Source organism: Sagittula salina, assembly GCF_017813235.1.
GTDB lineage: Bacteria > Pseudomonadota > Alphaproteobacteria > Rhodobacterales > Rhodobacteraceae > Sagittula > Sagittula salina.
The window spans coordinates 138,377-154,256 of record NZ_JAGISH010000001.1; the positions used below are offsets into that span (position 1 = coordinate 138,377).

General features: G+C 65.1%; 17 protein-coding genes. 10 read left to right on the forward strand and 7 right to left on the reverse strand.

Annotated elements, in window-relative coordinates; translation table 11 throughout:
• Positions 1-6 precede the first annotated feature (6 nt).
• Together J5474_RS00640 and J5474_RS00645 are read right to left on the reverse strand one after the other, a co-directional pair.
• A complete protein-coding gene (locus J5474_RS00640) occupies positions 7-234 on the reverse strand; it encodes a GTA head formation protein, RCAP_rcc01685 family (RefSeq protein ID WP_209358418.1) in 228 nt (75 codons plus the stop codon).
• Positions 227-1,435 (reverse strand): phage portal protein, encoded by a 1,209-nt coding sequence (locus J5474_RS00645; protein WP_209358419.1) that lies wholly within the window; start codon positions 1,433-1,435, stop codon positions 227-229. Before J5474_RS00645 ends, J5474_RS00640 begins: the two co-directional genes overlap by 8 nt.
• Positions 1,436-1,811: 376 nt before the next feature.
• On the opposite strand from J5474_RS00645, the gene J5474_RS00650 reads away from it, so the two are divergent.
• Complete coding sequence (locus J5474_RS00650; RefSeq protein WP_209358420.1) at positions 1,812-2,603, forward strand: MFS transporter; 792 nt, start codon at positions 1,812-1,814, stop codon at positions 2,601-2,603.
• On the opposite strand, the gene J5474_RS00655 is transcribed toward J5474_RS00650, so the two are convergent.
• Together J5474_RS00655 and J5474_RS00660 are read right to left on the reverse strand one after the other, a co-directional pair.
• Positions 2,585-3,877: a DNA-packaging protein gene (locus J5474_RS00655; RefSeq protein WP_209358421.1), complete on the reverse strand. Its 1,293-nt coding sequence runs from the start codon at positions 3,875-3,877 to the stop codon at positions 2,585-2,587. The two genes, J5474_RS00650 and J5474_RS00655, sit on opposite strands and share 19 nt — an antisense overlap.
• Positions 3,855-4,220, reverse strand: a complete 366-nt coding sequence (locus J5474_RS00660) for a hypothetical protein (RefSeq protein ID WP_209358422.1) — start codon at positions 4,218-4,220, stop codon at positions 3,855-3,857. The genes J5474_RS00655 and J5474_RS00660 overlap by 23 nt, the downstream gene beginning before the upstream one ends.
• Positions 4,221-4,491: 271 nt before the next feature.
• Here J5474_RS00660 and J5474_RS00665 point away from each other — a divergent pair, with 271 nt between their 5' ends.
• The 3 genes from J5474_RS00665 (at position 4,492) to J5474_RS00675 (ending at position 6,501) form a co-directional block, all read left to right on the forward strand.
• Positions 4,492-5,685, forward strand: coding sequence for a pyridoxal phosphate-dependent aminotransferase (locus tag J5474_RS00665; protein WP_209358423.1), 1,194 nt, complete (start codon positions 4,492-4,494; stop codon positions 5,683-5,685).
• Between the two features lie 223 nt (positions 5,686-5,908).
• Positions 5,909-6,079, forward strand: a complete 171-nt coding sequence (locus J5474_RS00670) for a YqaE/Pmp3 family membrane protein (protein ID WP_209358424.1) — start codon at positions 5,909-5,911, stop codon at positions 6,077-6,079.
• Between the two features lie 14 nt (positions 6,080-6,093).
• Positions 6,094-6,501, forward strand: a complete 408-nt coding sequence (locus J5474_RS00675) for a DUF4112 domain-containing protein (protein ID WP_209358425.1) — start codon at positions 6,094-6,096, stop codon at positions 6,499-6,501.
• An 85-nt stretch (positions 6,502-6,586) separates the two neighbouring features.
• Here the strand turns inward: J5474_RS00675 and ndk are convergent, their stop codons facing one another.
• Positions 6,587-7,009: a nucleoside-diphosphate kinase gene (gene ndk, locus J5474_RS00680; protein WP_209358426.1), complete on the reverse strand. Its 423-nt coding sequence runs from the start codon at positions 7,007-7,009 to the stop codon at positions 6,587-6,589.
• Positions 7,010-7,217: 208 nt separating this feature from the next.
• On the opposite strand from ndk, the gene J5474_RS00685 reads away from it, so the two are divergent.
• From J5474_RS00685 to J5474_RS00700, 4 genes are all read left to right on the forward strand, one after another.
• Complete coding sequence (locus J5474_RS00685; RefSeq protein WP_209358427.1) at positions 7,218-9,068, forward strand: ABC-F family ATP-binding cassette domain-containing protein; 1,851 nt, start codon at positions 7,218-7,220, stop codon at positions 9,066-9,068.
• 364 nt (positions 9,069-9,432) lie between these two features.
• The gene (locus J5474_RS00690) at positions 9,433-9,978 is read left to right on the forward strand and encodes a J domain-containing protein (RefSeq protein WP_209358428.1); all 546 of its coding nucleotides are present in this window, start codon (positions 9,433-9,435) and stop codon (positions 9,976-9,978) included.
• Positions 9,979-10,075: 97 nt separating this feature from the next.
• Entirely contained in the window at positions 10,076-10,696 is a 621-nt protein-coding gene (locus tag J5474_RS00695; protein WP_209358429.1) for a MarC family protein, read from the forward strand.
• Positions 10,697-10,760: 64 nt separating this feature from the next.
• The gene (locus tag J5474_RS00700) at positions 10,761-11,342 is read left to right on the forward strand and encodes a retropepsin-like aspartic protease family protein (protein WP_209358430.1); all 582 of its coding nucleotides are present in this window, start codon (positions 10,761-10,763) and stop codon (positions 11,340-11,342) included.
• A gap of 68 nt (positions 11,343-11,410) precedes the next feature.
• On the opposite strand, the gene J5474_RS00705 is transcribed toward J5474_RS00700, so the two are convergent.
• Positions 11,411-11,869 carry a DNA polymerase III subunit chi gene (locus tag J5474_RS00705; protein WP_209358431.1) on the reverse strand — a complete coding sequence of 153 codons (459 nt, stop codon included), beginning with the start codon at positions 11,867-11,869 and terminating at the stop codon, positions 11,411-11,413.
• Between the two features lie 85 nt (positions 11,870-11,954).
• Entirely contained in the window at positions 11,955-13,445 is a 1,491-nt protein-coding gene (locus J5474_RS00710; protein ID WP_209358432.1) for a leucyl aminopeptidase, read from the reverse strand.
• Between the two features lie 158 nt (positions 13,446-13,603).
• On the opposite strand from J5474_RS00710, the gene lptF reads away from it, so the two are divergent.
• Both lptF and lptG read left to right on the forward strand, forming a co-directional pair.
• Positions 13,604-14,740, forward strand: coding sequence for an LPS export ABC transporter permease LptF (lptF, locus tag J5474_RS00715; RefSeq protein WP_342453994.1), 1,137 nt, complete (start codon positions 13,604-13,606; stop codon positions 14,738-14,740).
• Positions 14,737-15,831, forward strand: coding sequence for an LPS export ABC transporter permease LptG (lptG, locus tag J5474_RS00720; protein WP_209358434.1), 1,095 nt, complete (start codon positions 14,737-14,739; stop codon positions 15,829-15,831). Before lptF ends, lptG begins: the two co-directional genes overlap by 4 nt.
• Positions 15,832-15,880: the final 49 nt, after the last annotated feature.

The window sequence follows — 15,880 nt, forward strand, 5'->3', positions numbered from 1 at the left end:
CAGGCCTCACGGGGCCGCGTTCATGACCCCCTGGAAGGCCTCCGCCAAGATCACCCCGGCGACACCGTAGACAGCCAGCCACAGCCGCCGTTCGAGGCGTTCCAACACAGCTTCCAGCCGCGAAAAGCGCTCGTTCAGCGACTCGATCTGAAGCTTCGAGACCTTCTCGTGGCTCTCGAGCCGCAGCCCCGGTGCACAGGCGAAGGGCTCGATCCGGCTCCTGATCTCAGTCACCGTCGGCCTCCGTCTCCGGCAGGCTCTCCAACATGGGCAGCCCCAGCAGCGCGCGCTTTTCCGCCACGGTCAGGAAATCGGCACCCGCGACGCGGTTCCATACCGCGTCCCGCTCCACCGACAGCGCCGGCACCTGGTCGAGGTCGGGACGCAACTCGACCACCTCGCCCACATAGGCCGACAACCAGCGGCCTACGGCCTGCGTCACCTTTGCGGCCAGCGGCAGTACAGTCTGGCGATAGAACGCCCGGTGCGCTTCGGCGTAGTTGGCGTAGGTCGCCTCACCCTGAATGCCCAGCAGCATCGGCGGCACGCCGAAGGCCACGGCGATCTCACGCGCCGCCGCTTCCTTGGTCTTCTGGAACTCCATATCGGAGGGCGAAAAGCCCATCGGCTTCCAATCCAGTCCGCCTTCCAGCAGCATCGGCCTGCCTGCGTTGCGCGCCCCTTGATGATGCGCCTCCATCTCGGCGGTCAGGCGATCGTATTGCTCCGACGACAGGTGGCCTTGCCCGTCCGCGCCCTTCCAGACGATCGCACCGGAGGGGCGCGCGGCGTTGTCCAGCAGGCCCTTCGACCAGCGCGAGGCACTATTGTGCACGTCCACCGCCTGCGCCGCCGCCTGCAGCGGCGACAGGCCGTAATGATCGTCCTGCGGGTGGAAGGTCTTTACGTGCAGCACCGGCGAAACCGGAACCGTCACGTTGAAACGATGCTTGCGCCCCGCCACTTCGTAGACATAAGCGACCGGCCAGCCGTCCGGCCCTGGCACGACGCTCATGCGGTCGCTGCGCAGGACGTGCAGTTCAAAAGGCAAGCCTTCCTCGCCCGCCACCGCCTCAACGTAGCCGTCCCCCGACAGCAGCATCTGGCCATAAAGCGACTCGAACAGCTCGGCGCGCCCCTGCCCGGGATTGGGCTCTGTGATCAGCTTCAGGACAGGGTGCTCGGCATAGCGCGCCGTCTTGTCCTGAAGTACCAGCGGCAGCGCGGCGGCGGCCTCCGCGATCAGCTTGACGGCACGAAAGCCGACCGGGTTTCCAGCAAAGGCCTGCTTGGTCAGCGAAACCGTGTCGCGCGGGCTCCATGCTACGCGGCCTCCGGACATCTGCGCGATCACACGCCCCGTGGCAGAGGCCTTTGCCTCCGGCACCACCGCCGGTGCCTGCGTTTCGCCGCGCCGCAGAAAATCGAATACCATGCTCTCGCTCCTTTTCCTCCGGTCGCGCGCGCCCCCGGCCCGCTCACCGCCGTCCGCCGGGGCCGCGTCGGAGACGCTACGGGAGTTCCCGCCCCTCGCGTCCTCGCTCGTCCCGACCTTCGAGAGAGCCACTCTCCCGCTTTTCGAAGGACACCCTATGAACGGGGAGTTAAGAAGCTCCGACACCACCGCACGGTGCAGACGACCCACTCAAGCCACTGACGAAAAAATTAGGATCAACAGCGGGACCGACCCCCAGCAGGAAACCGTGCAGGTAATGGCAATACGCATTCGGGCAGCCGACGATAACGTCGCCCGCTTCCCTGACCGAACTCGCAAGGCTACGGCGCCGGCAACGAGGCACGAGGAGGCTCCCTTGCTGAGTGCATTGATCAGAACCAATCGGGACTTCCGCCTGCTGCTGTCAGCAAGTGCCCTGTCGAACCTTGGCGACGGTATCGCCATGGTCGCGTTGCCCTGGCTCGCCACGATGCTGTCCACCGATCCTCTGCTGATCGCGGCCGTTGCGACGGCCCAGCGTCTGCCGTGGCTGCTGTTCGCCCTGCCAGCCGGAGTCTGGACCGACCAGGCGGACCGGCGCCTGCTCATGGTGCGCGCCGACCTCGTCCGTGTCGTCCTCATGGCGTTCACGGTGCTCATGGTCGTCTCCCAGTCCGCACATCCCATGACCGAAGGGGCTGGGGCCATCCAATCCCTGATCCTCGTGTCCTTCCTATTCGGCACGGCCGAGGTCATTCGGGACAATGCTGCTCAGACCGTGCTGCCCTCCATTGTCGCGCACGATGATCTTGAACGGGCCAACGGCCAGATGTGGAGCGCGGAGCAGGTCACCGGCCAGTTCATCGGCCCGCCGGTCGCAGGCCTTATGATTGCGTCATCGATCGCCATTCCCTTCGGCATCGACGCTTCGGTCTATGCCCTGTCCGCGCTCCTGGTCTGGCTGATCGCCCTTTCGCCACGAACTTCCGGCATCACCGTCCGCTTCCTGCCAGCCTTGTTGGAGGGGCTGCGATGGATGCGCGGCAATCCCGTGATCCTTCGGCTGGCAATAATGTTGGGCGCAATCAACGCCGTCTCTGTCGGGGGCATGACTACCCGGCCCGGCCTCGACAACCCCTCACGCGTTTTTCAAAGAGTGCGCACCTGAGGCACCGCCGGTCCCGCACCATGCACCAGCGCTGTGACGGCCCAGACCAGCGCATCGACGCGATCCGGGCTGCCGTGCCCTTCGTAGCCCAGTGGTGTCATCAGGCACATCTGGCTTTCCAGCTCCGCCATGCCCGCATTGTGCCGTACGCGCCCTTGCTCATAAAGCGCCGCCACAGGCTCCGCCCGGACCACCTTTCCATCTTTGGCGTGAACCCGCGTCACCGGCAAATCAGGGTCGACTTGCCGCAGCACCTCCTCCACCATGGCCCCGCCCTGGTTCACTTCCGCAATCACCCGGTGCGCCTTCCACTGCCGTGCCGTCTCCACTACCACCGAGGCCCAGCCCTGCGGCCGCAGCCCCCGCACGCTGGCGTCCTCCAACACATGCACACGCCTGCGACCGTCCTCGTCCAACCAGAGCCCGGCCACAACGATCCCACAGGCGTCCGAGCGCTTCGAATCCCCTGCCGGCGGATCCACCGCAACCACGATACGCAAGAGCTCCGGCACCGGACCACCACGCAGCCTGTCCAGCATCTCGTTTGTCCAGAGCGCCCCGTCCACCTGATCGACCAGCACGCCATCGAGTTCTTGACGCGCGAGCGACGAATCCGCGAAACGTTCGCGCACTTCCTCAAGGAAACTCGCCGCGAGGTTCGCACGGTTCGCCTCCGTTGGCGCCTGCGTCACTACGGTCGAGGGATACTCGAGGAGCTCCTTCAAAACCGCCACATTGCGCGGCGTCGTGGTCACGCAGACCTGCGGGTGCTGCCCAAGCCGCAGCCCGAACTGCAGCATGTCCCAAGTCTCTCGCGCCTTTTTCCACTTTGCCAGCTCGTCCACCCATGCGCCATCGAACTGCGGCCCCCGCAACGCCTCCGGTTCGCTGGCGGAATACAGCATCGCCTCCGCGCCATTGGGCCAGACGAGGCAGCGCCGCGTAGCCTGCCACAGAGGGCGCCGGTCCGGCGGAGAACAGGCCATGATCCCGCTGTCACCAAAAACCATCACCTCGCGCGCCTGATCGAAGGTCTCGCCGATGATCGCCATCCGCTTGCAGCGACCCTTCGACAACGGCAGCGCGCCTTCGACCTGCGCGCGCACCCATTCGGCGCCCGCGCGTGTCTTGCCCGCCCCCCGACCGCCAAGGATGGCCCATGTCCGCCACGAACCCTCAGGGGGCAACTGGTGCGGATGCGCCCAGAATTCGAAAAGGTAAGGGAGCGCGATGCGCGCTCCCTCCGACAGCTCACTCAGGAACTTCTCTTTCATCCACGATGGCCCGGATGCAATCCAGGCGGCGGCAGACTTCATCGTACGCGGCTCCGAGGTCGAGCCCCCAGTGCCCTTCGATTTCACGCTCGCGTCTTCTGATGACATCAAGTTCAACCTCCGTTTCGCGCGCAGCTTTCAGCCAGTAGCGCAGGTCGGCCAACGCCGTTCCGACGTCGGTCTTCTTCACCCTCTCTTCTCCTCGGATCTTCCCATGCAGATCGCGGATATCCGCGGTCAGGTCTTCCAGCGTCTGCGCAATCTCTTCCCGTTGCGCTTCCAGACGCCCGGCTTCACAAACCGGAACCACCAATGCACAGCCTTGTTGTTTATCGCTGCTCATGCTCGACACCTTTTTTGCCTGTAAGGTTGCCCCTCCATTCGGGCAGGTGAAGAAAACGACCCCAAAGGGTCTCCCCGGGGGCCGCCTGCCGCACCTTGTCCAGCATGTCATTGACCCTAGTCGGGACCGTTCGCCTGGTCAATCCAATCACCGCGCGCAAGCCGTTGAAACTGTTCATACTTCCGCATGACACATTAACATCCGCCCGCCACGGGTTGCCCAGGACGCGCCGCTCTGCCATGCCTTGACCGATCGATCGAAAGGACCCCACATGCCCCAGCTCAGCCCCCGCATCACCACCCTGAACGGCGACGGCGACGACGGTTGGGGCGTGTTCTACCGGGCCCGTACGATGATTGCGGCCGGCACGCCCGTCACCGAACTCACTATTGGCGAACACGACATCGGCACCGACACCTCCATCCTGGCGGAGATCCATCGCTCCGCCGCCGCAGGACACACCGGGTACGCCATGGTCCCTGGCGTGCGTGCCCTGCGCGACACTGTCGCCGCTCGTATCGCCGAACGCACGGGCGTGCCCACCACGTACGAGAACATCCTCATCACCCCCGGCGGGCAGGCCGCGCTCTTTGCCGCACATATGGCCGTCCTTTCCCCGGGCGATGCGGGCCTCTTCATCGAACCCTATTACGCTGTTTATCCCGGCACCGTCCGGGCCGCATCCGGCCAGCCGTTACCGGTGCCGACAAATGCCGAAGACGCCTTCCTCCCGACATACGACCAGATCAGCGCGGCCACGCGTAGCGCGCCCCGCGCCCGCAGCCTGCTAATCAATACGCCCAACAATCCCACCGGCACGATCTACCCGCGCGAGACGCTCGATGGCATCGCCCGCGCCTGCCGCGCCCATGACCTCTGGCTGATCTCGGACGAGGTCTACGACACGCAGGTCTGGGAGGGTGAACACCTTTCGCCCCGCGCCCTGCCCGGCATGGAGGACCGCACGCTCGTCATCGGCTCCATGTCCAAGAGTCACGCCATGACCGGTTCCCGCATTGGCTGGATCTGCGCCCCGGCCGAAGTCATTCCACCCCTGATCGACCTTGCCACGAACACTACCTACGGGGTGCCGGGCTACATCCAGGATGCCGCGCTCTTCGCGCTGACGGCCGGGCCGGAACTCGAAACCTCCGTGGCCGAGCCCTTCCGCCGCCGCCGCGCACTGGCACTCTCGATACTTGAGGGGCAGGACATCGTTCGCGTCATCCCCTCGCGCGGGGCCATGTACCTGATGCTCGACATCCGGGCGACGGGCCTTGATGGTCAGGACTTCGCCAATCGCCTTCTGGATGCCCACCGCATCGCCGTTATGCCTGGCGAAAGTTTCGGCACCTCCGGGGCGGGCCACCTGCGCGTGGCACTTACCGTGGCCGATGACCGGCTTGCGGCGGCACTCGATACCCTGACCACCTTCGCCGCCAATCTCGCCCGCGAGACGGCCTGATATCAACAATTCAAAGCAACCGGAAATCGTACCGCCAACACCAACCGCGCGCCACCTGGCGGCGCGCACAACCGAACCCAATCTCCCATTGCTGCACGCGATGCGATCCTGGAAAGACGGGTGGGGCACATCGATGCTGTCCGCCCCCCCCCACCAGACCGAAGGGAACCAGCCGCCCTATCGTGCGTTGCTCTGGTAACACACAACATGGGAGACCGCAGACATGGACCTTATCCGCATCATCCTCAGCCTCTTCGTTCCGCCGCTCGGCGTATTCCTCGAAGTCGGCTTGGGCAAACATTTCTGGATCAACCTGATCCTGACGCTTCTCGGCTGGTTGCCGGGTGTCGTGCACGCCATCTGGATCATCACCCGCCGCCCCGAACCGGCCTGATACGGGGAAAAGCCATGGGACCTCAAGATCACCTCCGCAATGTCGAACGCGCGGAAAGGATCGCCCGCCGGATGGATGCCGCCTTGCGGATCCCCGGCACCGGCATCCGCGTGGGTTATGACAGCATCCTCGGCCTCGTGCCCGGTATCGGCGATACGCTGGCGCTGGCGCCCTCGGCCTATATCGTGAAACTCGCGCACGACAGCGGCGCACCGCCCCACCTTATCGGGCGCATGGGCTTCAACCTCGGCGTTGACTGGGTCATCGGCCTTGTGCCGCTGCTCGGCGACATCTTCGACGTTGGCTGGAAGGCCAACCTCCGCAACGCGGCACTGCTGCGCGAACATGTGGAGGCCCGTAACAGTGCCGCCACTGCTCGGTCTCCGACACTGAGCGGGCGACCGGCTGTCGCCAACCCGTGACCCCGAAGGAGTGACCGTCGGAAACAGAAACAGGGCGCCCCGCAAGGCGCCCTTTCTCATGCCATCACCAAATATTCGGTGCGGTTCAGCCGACCAGTTCGAGACCCGAGAAGAAATACGCGATCTCGACAGCCGCGGTCTCCGGCGCGTCGGAGCCGTGCACGGAGTTTTCACCAACCGATTCGGCAAACTCGGCGCGGATGGTGCCCGGTGCGGCATCCGCCGGGTTGGTGGCGCCCATCACTTCACGGTTCTTGGCGATTGCGCCCTCGCCTTCCAGCACTTGGCAAACGATGGGGGCAGACGCCATGAACTCGCACAGTTCGTCGTAGAAGGGGCGTTCTGCGTGTACCTTGTAGAACTCGCCGGCCTGCGCCTTGGTCAGCTGGATGCGCTTCTGCGCGACGATGCGCAGCCCTGCGTCCTCGAATTTGGCGTTGATCTTGCCGGTCAGGTTGCGGCGGGTTGCATCGGGCTTGATGATCGAAAAAGTGCGTTCCAGAGCCATGGTCTCTCTCCATTGATGAGGGGCCGGAAATCCCGGCCGAATGCTGCGCAGGCGCCTAGCACGCGCCATTCCGCTTGAAAACCCCGCATGCACGGGCGCATCGCACCAACCGCCGAAGCGGATCGTAGGGCCGGCGCTTTCGCGCCCGATGACAGAGCGGCCCCCGACCCGTCTTCCCCATCCCCGTCCCCTCTGCTACAGCGCCCGCATGTTGCGCATCGACAAGATCAATTTCTCCATCGACGGCCGCCCCCTCTTCGAGGAGGCCTCCGCCACCATTCCCGAAGGTCACAAGGTTGGACTCGTTGGCCCCAACGGCGCCGGCAAGACCACCCTCTTCCGCCTGATCAAGGGCGAACTGACGCTGGACGGCGGCGTCATCGACCTGCCCTCCCGTGCACGCATCGGCGGCGTCAGTCAGGAGGTCCCCGCTTCCCAGACCTCCATCCTCGACACGGTGCTCGAGGCCGACACCGAACGCGCTGCCCTGATGAAAGAGGCCGAGACCGCCGACGGGCACCGCATGGCCGAAGTACAGACCCGCCTCGCCGACATCGACGCATGGAGCGCCGAAGCCCGCGCCTCAGCCATCCTCAAGGGCCTCGGCTTCGACACGCCTGAACACTCCAACCCCTGCTCGGCCTATTCAGGCGGCTGGCGGATGCGTGTGGCGTTGGCGGGCGTCCTATTTGCCCAGCCCGACCTGCTGCTGCTTGACGAACCGACCAACTACCTCGACCTCGAAGGCGCGCTCTGGCTCGAATCCTACCTCGCGAAATACCCCCACACGGTCATTGTCATCAGCCACGACCGTGGGCTGCTCAATCGCGCCGTTACCTCGATCCTGCATCTCGAAGACCGCAAATTGACGTACTATGGCACCCCCTACGACGGCTTCGTCAGACTGCGTGCCGAGAAACGCGCCCAGCTGGCCGCAACGGCCAAGAAACAACAGGACCGCCGCGCGCATCTGCAATCTTTTGTCGATCGTTTCCGCGCCAAGGCCACCAAGGCCAAGCAGGCGCAGGCCCGTCTGAAGATGATCGAACGCATGGATATGGTCACGCCCCCGGAAGAAGCCGCCAAACGCGTCTTTACCTTCCCGCAGCCAGACGAACTCTCGCCCCCGATCATCAACATCGAAAGCGGCGCCACGGGATACGGGGATACCATCGTCCTGCGGCGTCTGAACCTGCGTATCGACCAAGACGACCGTATCGCGCTTCTGGGCAAGAACGGTCAGGGCAAATCCACCCTGTCCAAGCTGCTCGCCGACCGCCTGCCGCTTCTCGAAGGCCACATGGGCCGTTCCTCCAAGCTGCGCATCGGTTACTTCGCCCAGCATCAGGTCGATGAGTTGCACCTGGACGAAACGCCGCTTCAGCACCTGCGCAGCGAACGCCCCGAGACCCAGGAATCCAAGCTGCGCGCGCTATTGGCGGGCTTCGGTTTGCAGGCGGCGCAGGCCGAAACAGAGGTCGGGCGGCTCTCCGGCGGTCAGAAGGCACGCCTCTCGCTGCTGCTTGCCACGCTGGACGCGCCGCACCTGCTGATCCTCGACGAACCGACCAACCACCTTGATATCGAAAGCCGCGAGGCCCTGATGGAGGCGCTGACCGCCTACAACGGCGCGGTAATCCTTGTCAGCCATGACATGCACCTGCTGTCGATGGTGGCCGACCGGCTTTGGCTGGTGGCCGATGGCACCGTGAAGCCTTACGATGACGATCTGGACGCCTACCGTGCGCTGTTGCTGGCCAAGGACACACCGCCCAAGGTCGAAAAACCCAAGGCGGAGAAGCCGAAACGCGCCCCACGCGAAACTATCCTCGACCTGCGTGCCGAAGTCCGTAAATGCGAGGGCGTCATCGCCAAGCTTGAGGAAATGCGCACCCGCCTGTCCGAGAAGATGGCCGATCCCGCGCTCTACGACGTGGCGCACGCCAACGAACTGGCCAAGTGGAACCGCAAATCCGCCGAGATCGAAGAAGGCCTGCGCCGGGCGGAGGCCCTCTGGATGGACGCGCAGGAAAAGCTCGACGCAGCCGCGCAGGCATGAACGCAACTACTGGCTCTGCCGGACTTTTCTGATCTGGCGGGGCGCGTCCTGCGCCACGGCGACGCCCTGCCACACACTGCAAGACAGCCACATTTTCGCCGCAGTTTGCGATTGCATCTCCTAAAACGGATGCGAAAGGGGCGTCCCAACAGAAATACTGCCCAAACAATGCTTTGCACGGCTTCTCCGCGCATGAGAGCCCGTCAAGTTGAAGCCTTTCGCTTCTGCTCGCGGCAAATTCGCGTTAACTTTGTGTTTAATTTTAGACTACCTCGAGCCGTCTGCCCGATTTATGCCTTAATTACACAGGGCACGGGCTGCGGGGGCTGCCGGGTGCCGCAAGGCAATGAAGGACGGCTCTTCCATGGCCCCGACGCGCAGCACGACCCAGCAGACGCCCTTTCAGATCCTCGGCGTTACCGCCTGCGACGACCACGCCACAATCCGCGCGGCATGGAAGCGGCTGGTAAAGCTCTGCCATCCGGACCGCTGCCCAGCCGACGCCGCTCGTCTCAATCGCAAACTGGCAGAACTCAACGCGGCCTACGACAAGCTTAAGAACCACGTCCCTGTCCGCGCCCGCCCGAGGGCCGCCGATTTCGCCGCCGAGCAGGCCGCCGAGCAGGCCGCGATACGGGCCAAGTCCGCACAGGATGCTCGCGCATCCGCTCGCGCGGTGGCGGCACAAAGGGCGAAAGCAGAGGTACGGGCAAAAGCCGACGCGCAGGCAAGAGCCGAGGCGCTGGCCCGCGCCGAAGCCGCACGTCGCGCCAAGGCTTCGACCACGGCCCGTGCCAAGCCGCTTTCCGCCAGCGAGACCGCCACCCTGCACACCGCAACCCGGGCCTTCGCCGATGCCCGCACCGCCTTTGACGGGCCGCGCCCCGCGGCCGTCATCCGCGCCGCCTGACGACGGCGCCCAGCGGTCGCCGCGCCCGCTCCCTGACGCCGCGCCCACACACCCGGCGGGCCTTTACCCCGCTCGACAAACCGCCTAGCCATGGGGCATGGAAAGCGCCTTCTTCATCTCGGCCTTCGCGACACTCTTTGTGGTGATCGACCCGATCGGCCTCGCACCGATCTTCATCGCCCTCACGCAGGGCGCGAGTTCGGCGCACCGCCGTACCATCGCCGTGCGCGCCACGGTGATCGCTCTCATTCTGCTGACGCTCTTTGCCTTCTTTGGCGAAGCAGTGCTGGGTTTCATCGGCATCACCATGCCCGCCTTCCGCATCGCGGGCGGTATCCTGCTTTTCATCACAGCACTCGACATGCTGTTCGAACGCCGTACCAAACGGCGCGAGGACCAGGCCGAGAGCGACCATCCCCCCGACCCTTCGGTGTTTCCGCTGGCTATCCCGCTGATTGCCGGCCCCGGCGCCATCGCCACGATGATCCTGCTGGCCGGCAGCGTCGACAGTGCGTTCGGCATGCTGGCCGTTCTGGTGGTCATGGCGGCGGTTCTGGCGCTCGTATTCCTGATGTTCCTCTCGGCGGGGATCATCGAGCGGGCCCTGGGGCATACGGGCATCACCGTTACCACGCGCCTGCTGGGGATGTTGCTTGCCGCGCTTTCCGTGCAATTCGTGCTCGACGGGTTGAGCGCCTTCGGCATCGGCGGCGCCTGAGCGCCTCTTCCCCCACCGCCGCAGCGTGCTTACATTGCTACCGTCAGCGAGAGGAACCAGAGCCATGTTCAGCGACCACTTCGGCCAGGTGATCGTTCTCGCCCTCATTGCGCTGGTCATCGGCGTGCGGGCCTGGTCCGCCTACCGCCCCCGGCCCGGACGCTTTGTGCAGGCGCTCACCGGCTGGGCGCTGCTGTTCGCCGGGGCGCTGGCCGTGGCTGGTTTCTGGCAGGACTATCGGGCGGGGTTGACCGACCGGCGCCTCATGGTGGTGGACGATGGCCGGGTCCAGATTCCGCGTGGCATCGACGGCCATTATTCAGTGACGCTGGAGGTGAACGGCGCGCCTGTCCGTTTTGTCATCGACACCGGCGCGACCGGCATGGTCTTGACCCGCCGCGACGCAGAGACAGTGGGGCTGCTCCCCGGGGATCTGGAGTTCTGGGACCGGGCCCATACCGCCAACGGCGCCGTTCGCACGGCCCCTGTGACGCTCGATACGGTGAGCCTCGGCCCCTTCCTCGACCGCCACGTAAAAGCCTACGTCAACGATGGCGAAATGGCCGGGTCACTTCTGGGGATGGATTACCTCGACCGCTTCGACCGGCTGGAAATCTCGCGAGGCAAGCTGACACTGGAGCGCTGAAGGTCTTTCACATGGAAGACCTTCCCGCCGGGCAGGACGGCAGGACCCTCGCCCGAAGATCCTGTGTCTCAGCTCTCGGCCTTCTTTTCCCAGCGGCCCGATTCCTCGGACCAGTACTGCGCTTTTGCGCCCGCCCCGGTCAGCGCCTTCCACTGGCCGCGCGCCATCTGTACCGCCGCCCCGTCCTGCCCATCGAAAAGGATGCAGCTCCGGTCCAGCCGATCCACCTCATCCAGGCTGATCTCCGCACCGTCGAGTGCCATCAGGCACGCGGGATCGTTCGGCAACTCAGGCTGCGCAGTCAGCAGCACCGGCTGCGCGGCATCATGCGGCCCGCCCGCCAGCCCGTGCGGCAGGAACCCGTCTTCCGGCTGCAGCCAGAGCCGCTGGTCCAGCCACTCCAGCCGCCCCGCATCCGCACCGCGCACCACGACCCGCCAGCCGCGCTCAAGCGACTTGCCCAGCAGCATGCTGAGCGTCACATCCAGCGGCTGTCGGGTGAGGTGGTAGAAGAGAACGTTCCCCATGGATCAACCGGCGGACAGGGGGCGCTGCCCCCCGGCCTTCGGCCTCCCCCCGGGAGTATTTTCGCCAAGGAGACGCATGAAGCTCTTACTTCTTTGCTGCCGGGGCATCCGGCGTCTTCTCGAAGCGGTCGCGCACCAGACGGTCCAGCGCCATGACGCCCCAGCCCGTCGCGCCCTTCGGCGCGAGGTCGGTGTCGCGCGTCATCTGTGCCACGCCCGCGATGTCGAGGTGAATCCAAGGCATGTCGTCTTTCACGAAACGCTTGAGGAACTGTGCCGCGGTAATCGACCCCGCCGCCCGGCCTCCGGTATTCTTTACGTCACCCTTGGTCCCTTTGATGAGGTCATCGTAGCATTGCGCCAGCGGCATCCGCCATGCGCCTTCGCCCTCGGCCTCAGCGGCTTTCAGGAAGTCGCCCGTGAAGCTGTCATCGGTGCCGTAGACCGCAGCCATGTCGTTGCCCAGCGCCACGATGCAGGCGCCGGTCAGCGTCGCGAGATCGACGATGGCGGAAGGTTTCTCTGTCTCCTGCGTGTGCCAGAGCACGTCCGCCAGTACGAGCCGCCCTTCGGCATCGGTGTTCAATACCTCGATCATGTCTCCCTTCATGGATTTGACGATATCGCCCGGTCGCGTTGCGCGATCCGACGGCATGTTCTCCACCAGCCCGACAAGGCCCACAACATGGGCGGGCGCCTTGCGCAGAGCCAGTGCCTTCATCGCGCCGGCCACGACGCCCGCGCCGCCCATGTCCATGGTCATGTCTTCCATCCCGGCGGCGGGCTTCAGCGAGATGCCGCCGGTGTCAAAGACCACGCCCTTGCCCACCAATGCCAACGGCGCGCCTTCCGCCCCCTTCCAGCGCATGGTGACCACTTTCGACGGCATGGCAGACCCGTGTCCCACGGCAAGGAGCGCGCGCATCCCGAGGTTCTCCAACTGGTCCTCGTCCAGCACTTCGACCTCGAGCCCCAGCGCTTCGAGTGCCACCAGACGGTTGGCGAATTCAACCGTGCCCAGCACGTTTGCCGGCTCCGACACGAGGTCGCGGGTGAAGGTTACGCCCTCGGCCACCGCCTTCACCCCGGAAAAGGCGGTCTCGGCCTCGGCCACGTCCTTCACCATGACGAGCGCGCCCTTCGGCGTCTCGGCCGGTTCCATCTTGCGTGCGGTAAAAGCATAACCGCGCAACACGATACCCAGCGCCAGCTGCGCCGCCTGCTTTGTGCCGTCCATGACGACCGTAAGCGCGTTCTTGCCGGCGGCCTTTGCCAGCGCACCGCCAGCCTTGCGTGCTTCTGTTAACGACGGGCGCCGCGGCAGCTTCACCAGCACCAGCGCCTCTGCGGCGAGTCCCGCGGGCCACGCCAGTCCCATGACCTCGCCGACCTTGGCCTTTTCCCATGCGTCCGATCCGAGAGCACGCGCCACCGCACCGCGCGAAAGCTTGTTCAGCCGCCGCGCGCCCGGACCCATGGTTCCCTCGGCAGGCACGAGGACAGCAACCTTGCCCTCTGCCCCCGCAAGGGTATCAAGGTCGGTCTCGGCAAAGGTGATCTCGCGCAGGTCGGTCATTCGGTCTCTCCCGTCGTTGTTCCCGGAAAGGAAATAAGCGTTTCCTTGCCCAAAGACCTATCCTTGCCATCCCGCCATTACCAGAGCCACCTTTCCCCTCCGCGATGGATGGCCTACTGTGCGCCCGAGCAAACAGACAAGCCCGGGGGGTCGCAGGCGTGCAGAGATTCGACAGATACGTGCTGTCGCAACTCATGGTGCTGTTCGGCTTTTTCGCGCTTGTGCTGGTGTCGGTCTACTGGGTGAACCGCGCCGTGGTGCTATTCGACCGGCTGATATCGGACGGGCATTCGGCACTGGTGGTGCTGGAGTTTACTGCCCTGTCCCTGCCCGCCGTGATCGCGCTGGTGCTGCCAATGGCGACCTTTGCGGCCGCTGTCTACGTCACCAACCGCCTGACCGACGATTCCGAGCTGACGGTGATGAAGGCCACGGGCTATTCGCCCATCCGCCTCGCTCGGCCCTTCTGGGTTTTCGGCGGGCTTGTGACGCTGATGATGCTTGTTCTGACCAATGTACTGGTGCCGCAGTCGCTGCAACAACTGCGGCTGCGGGAACAGGAACTGTCTGGCTCGATCTCGGCGGCATTGCTGCGCGAAGGCACGTTCCTGCACCCCACGCGGGGCATCACCTTCTACATCCGCGACATCACGCCCTCGGGCGAATTGCGCGACGTCATGTTGTCGGACCGGCGTCAGGAGCGCCGCGAGACAACCTATACCTCGGAGCAGGCCTATCTCGTGCGCGACGACGAAGGCCCGAAGATGGTGATGCTGGCCGGTCTCGCCCAGACCATGGTCGCGGGACCGGAGGGGCCGCGCCTGTCCACCACCAACTTCTCCGAATTCACCTATGACCTGTCCAGTCTGATGGCGACCGGGAAACGCCGCTCGCGCAAGTCGGACGCCATCCCGACGCTGGAACTGCTGCGCTACCCGGATGCCGTTACGGAGGAAAACGGCGACACCGCAGGCGAGATCGCAGAGGAAGCGCACATGCGCATTCAGGGTCCGCTGCTATGTATCGTGGCCGCGCTGATCGGGGTCTCCGCGCTCATGGTGGGGGGGTTCTCGCGGTTTGGCGTGACGAAGCAGATCGTGTTTGCCATTTTCCTGCTTGTGCTGGTCAAGGTGGTCGAAAGCGCGGTCACCCCCGTGGTTGTCGCCAGTGCCGCCTTCTGGCCGCTCCTCTATCTGCCGACGCTGGTTGGCTCGGGCTTTGCTGCCGGGCTCCTGTGGCAGGCAGCGCGTCCCTTCCGTCCGCGCCGGCGGCCGGTGCAGGAGGCCGGGGCATGAAACTTCACCTCTATTTCGCCCGCCGCTTCCTGTGGTTCTTCTTCGGCATCCTCACGATCTTCGGATTGTTTCAGGGACTGCTCGACCTGGTCGAGGAAATGCGCCACGCGGGCGACGACATGACGCTGGGCCAGACCGTTGCGCTGGTGGGGTTGAAGCTCCCCGAGGGGCTGTATGAGGTGATGCCGCTGGTGATGATCCTCGCCACCGTGGCGATGTTCCTCGGGCTGGCGCGCTCGTCCGAGCTTGTCGCCACGCGCGCCGCCGGGCGCTCCGGCCTGACCGCGCTGGCGTCCCCGGTGGCTGTGGCCTTTGCCATCGGGTTGATCATCGTCGCAGTGATGAACCCCATCGTCGCAGGCACATCCAAACGCTACGCCGACCTGCGTGAAACATGGAAGTCGGGCAACACTTCCGCGCTGTCCCTGGGCCCCGAGGGGCTCTGGCTGCGCCAGGGCGGTGAGGACGGACAGTCCGTCATCACCGCCACGCGTGCCAACCCCGAGGCGACCGAGCTTTATGACGTGTCCATCGTGGTCTATGCTCCGGAGGGCGGACCAAAAACGCGCATCCTGGCCGCCTCTGCCAGCCTGGAGGAGGGCGCGTGGATCCTGACCGACGCCAAGGCATGGCCGCTGGAGTCCGGGCTGAGCCCGGAATTGGGCGCACGCCTGCACCCGCGCTACGAACTCCCCTCCACCCTGACGCGCGAAAGCATCCGCGACCGGTTCGGCCGCCCATCGGCAGTACCGATCTGGGATCTGCCACGCTTCATCTCCGGCCTGGACGAGGCCGGCTTCTCCGCACGCCGGCATGTGGTGTGGTACAACATGGAACTGGCCCGTCCGCTGTTCTTCGTGGCAATGGTTCTGGTGGGTGCGGCCTTTACCATGCAGCCCACGCGCCTCGGGCGGACCGGATTGGCGGTGCTGTCGGCGGTTATGCTTGGATTCGGGCTTTATTACGTGCGAAGTTTCGCGCAGATCATGGGGGAAAACGGGCAGCTGGCACCAGTGCTTGCGGCCTGGGTGCCTCCGACAGCGTCCGTTCTGCTGGCGTTGGGGCTGGTGCTGCACATGGAAGACGGTTGAGAAGACGTGACGATGCCACTGCCGAAGGGCGCCTGCCGCCATCATTCTC